This is a genomic window from Pedococcus sp. P2_E2 (assembly GCF_056403955.1).
In genome coordinates, this window is sequence record NZ_JBFUEM010000002.1 from 137,311 (window position 1) to 150,840 (window position 13,530).

12 protein-coding genes are annotated in these 13,530 nt (G+C 65.9%); 7 read left to right on the forward strand and 5 right to left on the reverse strand.

Translation table 11 applies throughout. From position 1 onward, the window contains the following. Positions 1-612: 612 nt before the first annotated feature. Positions 613-819 (reverse strand): hypothetical protein, encoded by a 207-nt coding sequence (locus tag AC1DWR_RS06175; protein WP_477623918.1) that lies wholly within the window; start codon positions 817-819, stop codon positions 613-615. 1,226 nt (positions 820-2,045) lie between these two features. Between AC1DWR_RS06175 and AC1DWR_RS06180 the strand changes: the two genes are divergently transcribed. Then, positions 2,046-2,513 carry an ester cyclase gene (locus tag AC1DWR_RS06180; protein WP_477623919.1) on the forward strand — a complete coding sequence of 156 codons (468 nt, stop codon included), beginning with the start codon at positions 2,046-2,048 and terminating at the stop codon, positions 2,511-2,513. An 887-nt stretch (positions 2,514-3,400) separates the two neighbouring features. Here AC1DWR_RS06180 and AC1DWR_RS06185 read toward each other — a convergent pair. Further along, on the reverse strand, positions 3,401-4,036 hold the full coding sequence (locus AC1DWR_RS06185; RefSeq protein ID WP_477623920.1) for a TetR/AcrR family transcriptional regulator: 636 nt from the start codon (positions 4,034-4,036) through the stop codon (positions 3,401-3,403). Positions 4,037-4,235: 199 nt separating this feature from the next. Between AC1DWR_RS06185 and AC1DWR_RS06190 the strand changes: the two genes are divergently transcribed. The 6 genes from AC1DWR_RS06190 to AC1DWR_RS06215 all read left to right on the forward strand — a co-directional run bounded on the left by AC1DWR_RS06190 (position 4,236) and on the right by AC1DWR_RS06215 (position 10,693). Continuing rightward, a complete protein-coding gene (locus AC1DWR_RS06190) occupies positions 4,236-4,991 on the forward strand; it encodes an ATP-binding cassette domain-containing protein (RefSeq protein ID WP_477623921.1) in 756 nt (251 codons plus the stop codon). Continuing rightward, entirely contained in the window at positions 4,988-6,052 is a 1,065-nt protein-coding gene (locus tag AC1DWR_RS06195; RefSeq protein ID WP_477623922.1) for an ABC transporter permease, read from the forward strand. Before AC1DWR_RS06190 ends, AC1DWR_RS06195 begins: the two co-directional genes overlap by 4 nt. A 36-nt stretch (positions 6,053-6,088) precedes the next feature. Next, the gene (locus AC1DWR_RS06200) at positions 6,089-7,099 is read left to right on the forward strand and encodes a sugar ABC transporter substrate-binding protein (RefSeq protein ID WP_477623923.1); all 1,011 of its coding nucleotides are present in this window, start codon (positions 6,089-6,091) and stop codon (positions 7,097-7,099) included. 340 nt (positions 7,100-7,439) lie between these two features. Further along, complete coding sequence (locus AC1DWR_RS06205) at positions 7,440-8,078, forward strand: cyclase family protein (RefSeq protein WP_477623924.1); 639 nt, start codon at positions 7,440-7,442, stop codon at positions 8,076-8,078. Positions 8,079-8,246: 168 nt separating this feature from the next. Then, entirely contained in the window at positions 8,247-9,941 is a 1,695-nt protein-coding gene (locus tag AC1DWR_RS06210; RefSeq protein WP_477623925.1) for a glycoside hydrolase family 3 protein, read from the forward strand. 17 nt (positions 9,942-9,958) lie between these two features. After that, positions 9,959-10,693, forward strand: coding sequence for a beta-phosphoglucomutase family hydrolase (locus AC1DWR_RS06215; protein ID WP_477623926.1), 735 nt, complete (start codon positions 9,959-9,961; stop codon positions 10,691-10,693). Between the two features lie 111 nt (positions 10,694-10,804). On the opposite strand, the gene AC1DWR_RS06220 is transcribed toward AC1DWR_RS06215, so the two are convergent. Genes AC1DWR_RS06220 through AC1DWR_RS06230 form a run of 3 tightly spaced genes read right to left on the reverse strand, consistent with a single transcriptional unit; the run spans position 10,805 to position 13,486 of the window. After that, a complete protein-coding gene (locus tag AC1DWR_RS06220) occupies positions 10,805-11,482 on the reverse strand; it encodes a 3-oxoacid CoA-transferase subunit B (protein WP_477623927.1) in 678 nt (225 codons plus the stop codon). Between the two features lies 1 nt (position 11,483). After that, on the reverse strand, positions 11,484-12,266 hold the full coding sequence (locus AC1DWR_RS06225; protein ID WP_477613907.1) for a CoA transferase subunit A: 783 nt from the start codon (positions 12,264-12,266) through the stop codon (positions 11,484-11,486). Between the two features lie 2 nt (positions 12,267-12,268). Next, positions 12,269-13,486, reverse strand: coding sequence for an acetyl-CoA C-acetyltransferase (locus tag AC1DWR_RS06230; protein WP_477623928.1), 1,218 nt, complete (start codon positions 13,484-13,486; stop codon positions 12,269-12,271). Positions 13,487-13,530: the final 44 nt, after the last annotated feature.

Sequence of the window (13,530 nt, forward strand, 5' to 3'; positions counted from 1 at the left end):
GCGCCCCGGTCGGTCTCTAATTCCATTGCGGTTCATGGCGGGCGAGAGGGAGGTGGCGCCGTGTCGGCTTGTGCCCCCGTTGTGCCCCCGGGCCGCGGCACCCCGCACTGCATGCATCCACAAGTCACGGCTTGAGCACGTCGTCACTCCATGCTCGAACCTTTGGAAGCCTTCGCAATGAGAAGGTCAGCGGCACAACCGAGGGCCGCCCCCAGGTGCCACGAAGTCTGCTACGCCGCCGAAGGGTGAACGACCGTGTGCCTCATTTGTGCTCCCGAGTTCCCTAAGCTGAATGACTGGTTCGACGTCGACCGGCGCAGCCTAGCAACTCACGTGGTTTCGAGGCTCGAGCCTCGTGGTCTCCAATCTCGTCTCTTTCGTCGGCGTTTATCGCGGTTCGTGGCCTGTAGTCCGCCGCAGCGGCTGAGCACATCAGGGCTTGCCTGACCCACCATGAACTGGGCTTCGCAGTTCTCGAAATCGCGTGTGTGTGAGGCTCCACGCGGGTTCAAATCCCGCCGCCATCGCCAGCCCTCGGCGGCATTCGTGCAGGTCAGCGACTTGTGCGGGTGACGCCAAGCCGTCTCCCGGGCCGAATTGGTCACCGACTGGTCACGCGCGCTCATCGGTTTCGCCTTTCGCTAGTCGCTCGAGCCTCTCATTGCGGGCATGAACCACGCGCGCTCGCGCCTCGCCCTTCTCGGCGGCAGTCGGCGGCGGCTGGAATTGGAACTCCGCGGCCGCCAGGGCGTACAGCGGTTCAGAAGTGTTCGCGTGCGCCGCGATCAATGCCTCGACGACTTCCGGACGAATGCTCATGTTGCTCCTCCAGTGACTAGCGCCGAGACTCGCAGTGCGGCCGCGGCCTGCATGTCCAAGTCGACGTGCGAGTAGGTGCCCAGAGTGATACCCACATTTCGCGTGGCCCAACCGCTCCTGAACGATGCGCGGGTGCACCCCGGCCTTGAGCGCCGGGTGCGCCCCGGCCTTGAGGGCGAGCGTGGCGTGAGTGTTGCGGAGGTCGTGGAGCCGGGTCGGCGGCAGGCCGGCCGATTGTTCATCCACGGCCCGAGGCTGTCGACGCATTCGACCTAGGATCGCCGGCAGAAGCCTGCTTGGCGGCGGGCCCATCGGGTCGCTGCGCAGCGCTGCCCCTGGTGACAGGGGTTCACCAAGGGCAGCTGGCGCCGCGTTGCTCGGCGTTGCGCACCATGCAGCGCCGACTCGATCGGACAGAAGAGTGCGACCCCTCGGCACTGCAGGGATGAAGGCCGAGGAGCCGCAACCATCGATCATGACACCGACAGGCAGCGGGGCATATGGCTAATGCGGGCTATGGCTGTTCTCCGGTGACAGGAGCAGCGTCTACCTATAAGGGATGTGCTGTCACCCGCGCCGGGGGCTTTCAGGGGTATTGGGCGCGGGTGCTGCGCAGTCTGGGGTCCCGGATCGCATCCACATGGAATGACCAAAGCGCCGTCCCCGCTCATCAGCCGCCCGATCTGGACGCGGCCCGGGTTTCCGTGTCCCCCCGGACGCAGCCTCCCGGGCCGCGCCTTGTCCCATACCCCCGACGCCAGGGGACAAACGGCAGCACTGGACACGGGCAGTCTGGACATCGCCGATCCTTCATCCGTGGGCGGCCCTCACTGCTATCAGTGCCTCTACCGGCGCCAGCCATCGGGCAAGGGCCTCCGCCTGCATCTCTGAGCGCAGATTCTCTTCCCGGACTGCGCCGAATCCTCAGGGGCCAGAACTCGAAGCGGAGGAGGCGAGTGAGCATCTGGCTTGTGCCCCGATTCTGCTCCGGGGTCCTTTCGCGCTGCACTCTTGCATCCATGTCGCGCGCCCCCAGCACGTCGTCATGAAGTGCGCTGGCTTCTTGAACCCTTCGCAAGGAGCGGGTCAGCTGGCGAGTAGGCGCCGCTTCCAAGGCGGCTCGCGAGGTTCAAGGGGTCGTTCGATAGATAGCGCGTCTGCTCCAGTTGTGCCCCCAAGTTCTCGCCCCGAGGCTTCAACGGCAGCTGGCCGCCTGACCACTCGCCGTGTCCGGCGGGCGCTGGCAGACGCCGGTGGGCGTCGAGAATCTGTGGCGAATTCGCGGCGAAGTTCGCTGGCGAGCAGGCCGCTTCGTCGAGTGCATCAACACGGGGAACGAGGATCTCGCCCGCGAGGTCATTTCTGCGGACGCGGTGTTCCACGCGCCCAGTCACCCGGAACCACTGCAGGGGCCCGATGGGTACATGGAAGTCCTCGGGATGATGCGCAGCGCCTTCCCCGACATCCAGTGGACGCTGGAGGAGACGGTCACCGAAGGCGACACCGTGGCCGCGCGGTTCACCATGCGGGGAACCCACGAGGGTGAATGCTTCGGGATCCCGCCGAGCGGCAACAAGATCTCGGTGCAGGCCATGAACTTCTACTACCTGGCCGACGGTCGGATCGTCGGCGAACGGGGCCAGCCCGATCTCCTTGGGGTGATGCAGCAGATCGGTGCCCTGCCGGCGCCCTGACCCTCGTAGCGCCGAGCCTTCTGCCGCGCGGGATTGCCGCTGCCGGGGTGCCGTTCCTCGCGGTGGCAGAGGGCGAGGGCCTTCACCCGACTGGGGCCGGCCGGCGCGGGTACACCGCAAGAGGCCGGTCTTCCTCTTGATCCAGCGTTGTCGCGCAGATAGCGCCTGTTGCGGCGAGAGCTTCACACCTTGTCACCGCCGACGTGACCCAGTCGGGCAAGCCCGTCAGCCTGCCCGGTCCGGGTGCACACTCCGTGCACCGCCGCATGACCATGAGGAGGACCCAGGGTTGGGGAGTCTCTCCGGCTGCCCTACCGGCTCCCCCATGGGATGGGTGGCTCGTTTTGGTGGTCCCGCAATCGGGTCCAACATCTGGTCTGGATCGGCGGAGAAGGCGGAGATCTACTCGCCGAGTCTGACTCGTCGGCCTCACCGACGGCGAGAGCCCGCCGCTCGTCGCCTCCCTGACGGCGAGGCGCGCTCCTAATCGGTGGCAAGGCGTTCGTCCTGCGCCGGCACTTCATCAGGTAGGTGCTTGCGGCGGATCCGCGAGAAGAGAGATCGGCAGCCTCCGACGGGCACTGCAGGGCATGCGCTCCCTGGCCGGTAACACTCTGGGTATTGCCACTTGCGCGCGAGACCTTCCAGGCGGCTCGGCACACCCCCTGGAACACCCTCCTGACCAGCCGAGACCACGCCAAGCGGGCGACCCGCACAATCAGCGCCTGTCGGACCCAATATTTGGACTCAGCCGGGCTACCTCCATTGGCACGCGATGGTCAGCCGTTCACTGGTTACTCCAGCTGGGACGCTGACCAGCGTCTTGTGAGTCCGCAGGGAGAAGCCACGATCTGTGCCGACCGAACCAATGCGCACGGTCAGTACACCTAGCCACGATGCGGAAGCGCCATGTTCAGCGGTTCCCTGAGGAGTTCATCGACCCTGACTCGAAACTGAGACGGCATATCGACGAGGTCGGGGGAGTACAGCCACTGAACCTGCAGTCCGTCCAGCAGGGCTGTCAGCTCTATCGCGACGCGCTCGACGTCAACCTCTTCGCGCATCTGGTTGCTGGACTGAAGGGCTTCGAGGGCATCTCGAAGCCACCCGCGGACAGTGGAGTACCGGGCGACGAAGTAGGCATGCGCTGGGTGCTCTGGGTGTGTGGCCTCCGCCGCGAGGACAGCGAAGAGGTTGACGATTCCCGGCTGTGACGCGTTGCGCTCGACCAAGCGAACCATTCGTTGCAAGAAGTCGCGCGGATTCCCACGCGGGTCGAGGGTGCCGTGGAAGATCTGCCCACGGTTCAGCTCGTCGCGACGTTGCAGCACAGCCTCGAGCAAGGCTTCCTTGGTCTGGAAGTGGTGTAGCAGCCCCGCGCGAGTCACACCGCAGTCCTCCGCGATCTGGGCGATGGTCGTGTTCCAGTAGCCGATCTTCCCGAAGGCTTCGAAGGCAGCCACCATGATCGCCTCGCGCCGCGCGATGCCTGGTGCGTAATGCCGGGGCCGTCCGCTGCCCATCCGACCTCCCAGGTTTCTGGTCTTCCCGTGCGCCGTGATCCTTTCACGCCGTGCGGCCGCGGCCCCTTGCGCGGTGGCTGACAGATTCTCAAAATGAAAACCTACACATATGTTAGTTTTCATGTTAGCGTACGGGCATCGCACTGAAGCGGTGCGTGAAATGGAGACCAACGATGTTCACCTCTTCACAAGGACTTCCATGGCAGCCGACGACTGCGTAGTCGGATGCCAGAACGTGGCCAAGCGCTTCGGTCACGTCGAGGCGTTGCGCAACGCCAACGTGATCGTCCCCGCGGGCAAGGTTGTCGCCCTCGTCGGCGACAACGGCGCAGGAAAGTCAACGCTGATGAAGACGCTGCTCGGCATCAACAAGCCCGATCACGGCGACGTCATCATCAACAACGAACCGGTGCGACTACACAGCATTCGAGACGCACAGGCCCTCGGCCTCGAGGCGGTTCATCAGGACCTCGCGCTCGCGCCTCACCTGTCGGTCGTGGAAAACATGTTCCTCGGACACGAACTGACCGGGCCGGCCTTTGGCACACTCTCCAGACGCGAGATGACAGAACGTGCCGATGTCGCCCTGTCCGAGCTGGGCATCAAGCTACCGTCGCTGACCGTCTCGGTGCGTGAGGTCTCGGGTGGACAGCGGCAAGCCGTCGCCGTAGCCCGCGCAGTCATGTGGGCTCGTGTCGCCGTGCTGATGGACGAGCCCACCGCCGCGCTGGGCGCACGCCAGTCCGAAATCATCGCCGAGCTCATGCGGACGGTAGCCGCCCGGGGCCTCGGAGTGCTGGTGATCTCCCACGACTTGCCGCGCATCCTCAAGGCCGCCGACACCATCACCGTGCTTTGGCGCGGGGAGACCGTCCTCGACGCGCCAGCCGACGGACTCACCGTGCCCGACCTGGTCGCCACCATGGTCGGCTACCGAAAAGAGGACGTCGCATGAGCGTAATCCCCGCCCCCGCTGCGACCACGGCAGATGACCGCGCACGAGCGCAGACATCCCGCGTTACCACCTGGCTGCGCACCCGCGCAGCCTGGATCCTGCTGCTCGACGTCGCGCTCGTGGCGACCTTCACGGCATTGTCCCCTGACAACGTGTTCTGGTCGCAAGCGAACGCCGAAGCACTCATGCTCAGCATCTCCCAGACACTCCTGCTAGCGCTCGGCTTGGCCATGATGCTCGGTGCCGGGATCTTCGACCTGTCCTTGGGCGCGAACCTCGTGCTGTCGTCGGTGATCGGCGCTCAGGTGATGCACAACTTTCAAAGCACTCCTGGCGCGGCATCGTCCTACGACTCCCCCTGGGTGGCCATCCTCGTGGGCCTAGCAGCGGCAGTCGTCACCGGCATGCTCTTCGGGCTGATCAACGGTTTGCTCATCGCTGTCGGCGGGATCAACTCCCTGATCGCGACACTGGGAACGCTGGGCATCGGCACCGGAACGGCCCTGCTGCTCAGCGGAGGTACCGACATCGGCGCCCTGCCCGTCGCGCTGCAGACCGATATCGGACTGCGCACCCTAGGCCCGGTGCCCGTGCCTGCCATCGCAGCCATCCTGACGCTCGCGGCCCTGTGGGCCGTTGTCCGATTCACTCGCTTCGGAATGCGCGTCCGCGCCATCGGATCGGCCCGAACCTCAGCCGAGCGCGCGGGGATCCGTGTCCGCGGGTACCTGATCACACTGACTGTTCTCGGCGGGGGCCTCGCGGGAATCGCCGGCTTCATCGACCTGTCCAGATTCGGCTCCACGTCGATCGCCGGACACAGCAACGACGCGCTCGGCGCAGTTACCGCTGCCGTCATTGGCGGGACGCTGCTTGAGGGCGGACACATCTCGGTCGTTGGAACCTTGTGGGGCGCCGCTTTGGCCGTGATCCTGCAGGCCGGCCTGGTCATCCTCGGCGTCTCTGCCTTCTGGCAGCTGATCGTCGTCGGCACCGTCCTACTCCTTGCCGTTCTCCTCGACCGCGTCGCCACGCTCCGACGTAACCGCTCCGCTGTCTGATTGCCCCACCCTTCCACACACATTTTGGAGACTCTCATGAACAACCTTCACACCTGGCGGCGTGCCGGGGTCGTTGCGGCCGTCGCGACCCTCGGGCTCACCGTCAGTGCCTGCGCCGGCAGCGACGACGCAGGATCCGGATCCACCAGCGCCGCCAAGAGCATTCGCTTGGCGGCCGTTCTGCCCAATACCTCAGACCCGTTCTTCGCATCGATCTCGTGCGGGGCGCTGGACAAGGCGAAGGAGCTCGGCGTCGAGCTGAAGACGTACAACTCGACGACCCCAGACGCCAACACCATGTCGTCCAACTTCCAGACCGCGCTCCTTGGGTCGCCCAACGGCGTGCTCGTGAGCCCGTTCAACAACAACCAGTTCATCGCCCAGTACAAGCAGCAGATGGCCAAGGGCGTGCCGGTCGTCACTCAGTCCAGCACGGACCCGCAGAGCGAGTTCAAGGCGATCTTCAGCGACACCGACACTGCCCCACTGGCCGCGGACGTTGCTGACCTGATCCCGCAGGGCGCTGGCAGCATGGTCTTCCTGGGAGGGGCCCCCGGCATCCCGCCCTTGGAACAGCGCACGAAGCCTTTCGTGGAAGCTGTGGCCAAGCAGCGTTCGGACCTGAAGGCACTCCCCACCGACTACAGCGGCTTCGACGTCAACAAGACGACGACCACCGTCTCTTCTCTGATCCTTGCTCACTCGGACCTCAAGCTCGTCATCGCCGCGGACGGCCCGGATGCCCTGGGGGCCGCAGCCGCCATCAAGCAAGCCGACAAGGCCGGCAAGATCGCCCTCATCGCCTTCGATGCAGTCCCGGGTGAGGTTGACGCGCTGCGCGCTGGCACGATCACCGCACTGGTGGCGCAAAACCCCACCGACATCGGAGCCAAGTCCGTTCAGGCCCTCGTTGACTACCTCAAGGCACACCCGAACGGCGGTCCGGTCACCCCAGCCGGCAAGGAGGCCGTCGCGAACAAGGTGATCACGTCCAAGAACGTAGACGACCCGGCTACAAAGCCCTTCCTCTACCGCGCCGGCTGCTGATCGCAGGGCGGCGGCGCGACCGCGCCGCCGCCCCAGCTTGACGAAGGGACCCGCAATGCCCGAGCCCGCTCGCACCCTGCTCTCGAGGGACGAATTCGACCGCTTGCGCAGCAGCTTGCGGGTCTCCACGGCCCGGCGGCCCGAGCCCTCGAACATCGCTGCCGCCGCCGGTTTGGTCCGTCATGGCCTGGTCGTGGCTGCAGGCGAAGGACCAGCCGCCCCCGGGAAGACATCGGACGGCCCGGGCGGACCCTACCGATTGGTCCAATGGGTCGACGAGGCTGATGCGTGGCACGCGGTCAATGACCGAATCGAGCTCGACCTCCATGGCTCCGCGTCAATGACTCACATCGACGCCTTTTCGCATTTCGCCTGGCTCGCCGACGGCGATGCCAAGGATGGCGAGGAGGGCAAAGGGTTGGCGCCCTCAACCTCGGAGGCCGCCAACGCCGCGCCCACCGATGCCGGTCAGGTCCCGACTCACGGAACCATCGTTGCGCGCGGCGTGCTGGTGGACGTGCCTGGACTGATCGGCTCAGCAGTGCCACCAGGGCACGTCGTGACACCCCTCGACATCGCCGGTGCGCTAGAACGGCAGAACGTCCAGGTCCAGCGCGGTGACGCTCTGTGGTTGCGGTTCGGGCGGACACGACAGCGGTTCTCCGACGACAGTCTGGGCCAGGAGCCCGAGGCCGGGCTCAGCATCGCCTGCGCGACGTGGTTGGCCAGCGTCGAGCCCGCGGTAGTTGTCACCGACTTCGGCATGGACGGAACACCTTCAGAGGTCGAAGGGATCCCAGTGCCGTGGCATCTGCTCCTCTTGACGAGTCTGCGAGTGCCCTTGGTGGACATGGCGAACCTCACCCCGATCGCCCAAGCATGTGAGACCCAGTCAACGTGGGAGTTCATGTCCGTCGTTGCCCCCCTTCCGCTTCCTGGGGCTACCGGCTCACCCGTCAACCCGATCGCGATCTTCTAGCTCCCACACCGCGAAACGACCTTCACCAAGACACGTCACAGGCGAACGCCCGGGCTGGGAACCGGCCGCCGCGCCAACACCGCCACACAACCACCCGGTGGGACCCACTGTTCCGCCCCTCTCCCGATTGGTCGATCACACGACATGACTGCTCGCACTTCTTCCTCCATGACGCACCGCCCCGTCGACGTTGGTGAAGCACCCTTCAACCTCGACGTCGATGACCGTTTCTGGGTCGAGCAGACCCTCGACGGGATGACACTCGAGCAGAAGGTCGGTCAACTGCTGTGCCTTTACCTGCGCACGGACGACGTTCCGACCTGGTGGGGACAGCTGCAGGCCGAAGGGATCGAACCCGGTGGTGTGCTGATGCTGCCGCGTACGACAGACAAGGCGCGTGACGACGTCAGTAGCTTGCAGGTGCGTAGCCCGATCCCGTTACTCGTGGCAGCCAACCTCGAGTCCGGTGCCGTCAACTTCCTCACCGACGCTGAAGCGTTCGCGAACCCCATGCAGCTCGCGGCCACCGGCGACGTCACCGCCGTTGAGCTCTTGGCCACGCACTGCGCCCGCATCGCCTACGACGTGGGCATCAACTGGGCCTTTGCGCCTGTGGTTGATGTTGCGGTCAACCCGGCCAACCCCATAACCAACACTCGCACCTTCGGTGAGGACGTTGAGACGGTTGCGACGTTCGGCTCCGCCTACATCCGAGCGTTGGAGCAGCGTTCGATCGTGACGTCGCCCAAGCACTTTCCCGGCGACGGTGTCGACGGACGTGATCAGCACCTCGTCACGTCCAACAACGATCTGGACGTCGATGCCTGGCAGGCGACTTTCGGTGACGTGTACCGTGCCGTGATCGCCGCCGGAGCCCGCACGATCATGGTCGGGCACATCCGCCAGCCGGCACTGAGCCGGTCCCTGCGACCCGGCATAGAGCCGCACCAGCTCATGCCCGCCTCGCTGGCGCCGGAACTGCTGGGCGACGTGCTGCGCGACCAACTGGGGTTCAACGGGCTGATCGTGTCCGACAACACCGTGATGACCGGATTCACTTCGGTCATGACGCGCCGAGAGGCGCTGCCCACCGCCCTGAATGCCGGCATCGACATGCTGTTGGGGAACCTGTCAGTGGTCGAGGATTTCGAGATCCTCCTCCACGCCGCCCGCTCGGGCGCTGTGCCGGCCGAACGCCTCGACGACTCGGTGCGGCGAGTACTGGCCACGAAGGCGTCCGCCGGTCTCCACCGGCCAGCGACGCGTGACCCAGGCCATCTGGGCTCGAGCGAGGTCGATGCCGTCGCGCGAGATGATGTCGCGCGCCGATCCGTCACCTTGGTCAAGGACACGCAGGAACTGTTGCCCCTCAACCCCGCCTTGCACCGCCGGGTCTTGGTGTTCGTTCTCGGTGACGAACCCAGGTTCTACGACCCCAGCGGCCCATTCGCGCCGCGGTTCGTCGAGGGCCTGCGCGAGCGTGGCCTCACGGTGGATGTGGTGAAGGTGCCGTCAGAGCATGGGGACCCGGCTGCAGCTGAGCACCTCCACGAGCGCTATGACCTGTGCCTGTACTTCGCGAATCTTCGATTCACTGGCAACAGCAACAGCCTCAGAATCGCCTGGACTCCGTGGCAGGGCCACGACGCGCCGCGACATGTTGCCAGCCTTCCCACGGCGCTCGTCTCGATCGCCGACCCGTACGTCTTGCAGGACGTGCCCATGATTCGCACGGCAATCAACGGGTACACCCCGACCCCTTCCACGGTCGATGCGGCCCTAGCCGTGCTCTTCGGTGAACAGCCCGCGCAAGGGCAAAGCCCGGTGGATCCATTCGTCGGACACTGGGACGCAGCACTGTGAGCGGCGATCGGATACCGGTGACGGCGGCGGAGATCCGTGGATGGTTGTTCGACCTCGACGGAGTCCTGACTCCCACGGCCGACGTCCACATGCGGGCGTGGGCAGCAGTCTTCGATCCGTACCTGGCCGCTGCGGGCGTGGCCGAGTACACGGACGCCGACTACTACTCGTTCATCGACGGCAGGCCCAGATACGACGGCGTACGCGCCCTACTGGAGAGTCGCGGCATACACATTCCCGAGGGGGACCCATCGGACGCGAGCAACGTGGAGACCGTGTGCGGCTTGGGGAACCGCAAGAATGACGCGTTCCATCTCGTTCTGCGCAGCGGCGGCGTCGTTCCCTATCCGGGCAGTGTCGCCTTCCTAGACGCAGTGGTGAAACGAGGCTGCCAGGTTGCTGTCGTTTCCAGCTCGAAGAACGCCCCCGAGGTGCTCGCAGCTGCGGGCCTTGCGGACCGGTTTGAAGTCGTCGTCGACGGAGGATACGCCGCGAGTGAGCGGCTGCCGGGCAAGCCCGCCCCGGACACGTTCATCAGAGCGGCTTCGCTTCTTGGGCTCCTCCCAGGTCAGGCAGCGGTGGTGGAGGACGCCGCATCCGGAGTGCGCGCTGGTCGTGCCGGCCTGTTCGGGCTCATCGTCGGGCTGGACCGCGGCGTCGGAGCCGCCACCTTGGCTGCCGAAGGCGCTGACACTGTCGTGACCGAACTGGACCAGCTCCTCGACTCCCTCCGTTCAGCTCCATCGCCCTGACTGGCGCACGACGCCCCAGGCCAAGCGCATCGGCCATGGCGCGATCCGCAGGGTGGACACGCTGAAGTAGTCCGTGCGAGCGGGGCGCGTTCCTGCGTCTGTCTGTCGTGCTCAGGCGTTGGCCGGTGCGCCTCCGGGCTGGTTCGCACCACTTCCGCTGCGGTCGACGACCGTCGCCGATGTGGCGAGCACAACCTGGTCCACGGTGACGCCGGGAGCAAGCTCGACCAGTTCGAACCTGTCGTCGATCACGTCGAGAACAGCCAGGTCAGTGACGACGCGTTTCACCACATTCCGACCGGTCAACGGCAGGGTGCAGCGTGCCACCAGTTTCGCCTGGCCGGTGCGAGTGGAGTGCTCCATCAACACGATCACTCGTCCAGCGCCGCTCACCAGGTCCATGGCTCCGCCCATGCCTTTGACCGTTGCGCCGGGCACCATCCAGTTTGCTAGGTCCCCGTTGCTGGCTACCTGCATGCCGCCAAGAACAGCCACATCAATGTGGCCTCCTCGAATCATTGCGAAGCTGAGCGCGGAGTCGAAGTAGGCGGCGCCTGGCCGGACGGTGACGGTCTGCTTGCCGGCGTTGATCAGGTCTGGGTCGACGTCCTCGTCGTACGGGAAGGGTCCGACGCCCAAGATGCCGTTTTCTGCGTGCAGGGTCGCCGTTGAGTCTTCGGGCAGGTGAGCCGGTATCAGTGTGGGTAGACCGATGCCGAGGTTGACGTATTCACCGTCGCCCAGCTCGACTGCCGCGCGCGCTGCCATTTCGTCACGGGACCACGGCATATCAGCTCTCCTGCGTCATGGGTGATGGACGGTGGCGGGTGGTGCGCTTCTCGATCTCCTTGCGCGCGGCCTGCTCGGCGGTGAGGGCAACGACACGTTGCACGAAAACCCCTGGTAGATGAACGTTGTCGGGGTCGAGCTCGCCGACCTCTACCACTCGCTCGGCTTCGACGATGGTGACTCGTCCGGCCATGGCGGCGTTGGGGTTGAAGTTGCGTGCCGACGCGTGGAAGACGCAGTTGCCGGCCCGGTCTGCCACGGCCGCACGCACGAGGGCGAAGTCGGTAACGATGGATTCCTCCAGGACCATGGGTCTGCCGTGGAACGTGCGCACCTCCTTGGGCGGGGACGCGACGGCGACCGAGCCGTCCGGTCCGTAGCGCCAAGGAAGGCCCCCGTCGGCGACCAAGGTGCCCACCCCCGTGGGCGTGTAGAAGGCGCCCAGGCCAGCACCACCAGCCCGGAGTCGTTCGGCCAGCGTTCCTTGTGGGGTGAGTTCGACGTGCAGCTCTCCGGCGAGGAACTGGCGAGCGAACTCCTTGTTCTCACCGACGTATGAAGCGATAACGCGTGAGATCCGGCCGCGTTCTAGCAGGAGCCCCAGCCCCGCACCATCGACACCGCAGTTGTTGGAGACGACGGTCAGATCGGTGACGTTTCCGTGCACGAGCGCCTCGATGAGAAACCAAGGAATGCCGGCCAGGCCAAACCCCCCGACGGCGAGACTGGAAGCGTCGGGGATGTCGGATACTGCGTCCGCTGCAGAACTGACAACCTTGTCCAGGCTCATGCGGCGTCCACATTCTCGAAGACGGCGGCAATCCCTTGACCGCCGCCTATGCACATCGTCTCGAGTGCGAATCGTCCGCCGCGGCGCCGCAGTTCGTATGCCAGCGTCGCCAGGATGCGTGCTCCCGTGGCACCGACCGGGTGTCCTAAGGAGATTCCGGACCCGTTCGGGTTGAGCCGGCTGTCTTGCGCGTCGATTCTCCACTCGCCCAGACAGGCCAGCACTTGGGCTGCGAATGCTTCGTTGAGCTCGATCAGATCCATCTCGGCGAGGCTCAGGCCCGCCCGGGTCAGGGCCGCTGCAGTTGCCGGCACTGGGCCGACACCCATCGTCTCCGGTGCGACCCCGGCGACAGCCCACGAGCGCAGCGCGAGGATGGGTTGAAGTGCCCGGCGTTTGGCCTCGGTGCGGGTGGTGACGATGCAAAGGGCGGCTCCGTCGTTCTGGCCGCTGGCGTTTCCTGCTGTGACAGTGGAGTCGGGATCAACCTTGCGGCGCACGGGCTGCAGGGCTGCAAGGGTGTCCATCGTCGTGTCGGCCCTTGGATGCTCGTCCCGGTCGATGACCAGGTCGGGCTTGCCGCGGGTGCCGGCCACCACGACGGGGACGATCTCGTCGGCGAATCGGCCGGCGGCGTGGGCCGCGATGGCTCGCTGATGGGAACGGTGGGCGACCGCGTCCTGTGCGCGACGGCTGATCGCATTTTCGCGACGTAGGTTCTCTGCGGTCTCGATCATTCCATCGCGTATGGGGTGGTGCTGCCCGCCCGCGGTCTCGCGGGCCCGTGCCAGGCGATCGGCGAGCTGGACGTTGCCGCTGCGGATCCCGGTGCGTAGTCCGAGGGCGTAATGCTCCACCTGGGACATCGACTCGACGCCTCCGGCGACAACAAGTCGGGCCGCTCCGGTGGACACCATGCCAGCGGCGTAGAGGACCGCTTGCAGGCCAGATCCGCATCGACGGTCCACCTGCACTCCCGGCACGGACGTGCCCAGGCCGGCGTCGAGTGCAGCCACGCGTCCGATCGCGGGCGCTTCGCCGTTGGGGTAGCCCTGCCCGAGGATGACGTCGTCGACGTCGCCATCGGACAGGTTCGCGCGGTGCGCCAGTTCTCGCAGGAGCCCGGCCACGAGGTCGGCCGCGGTCAGTGACGCCAGCCTGCCTCCAAACCGGCCCACCGGAGTGCGCATCGGGTGGCAGATCACAATGTCCATGCCTTCGAAGGTACGCAGTCGGCTCAGAAGACAGAAGTACCTAT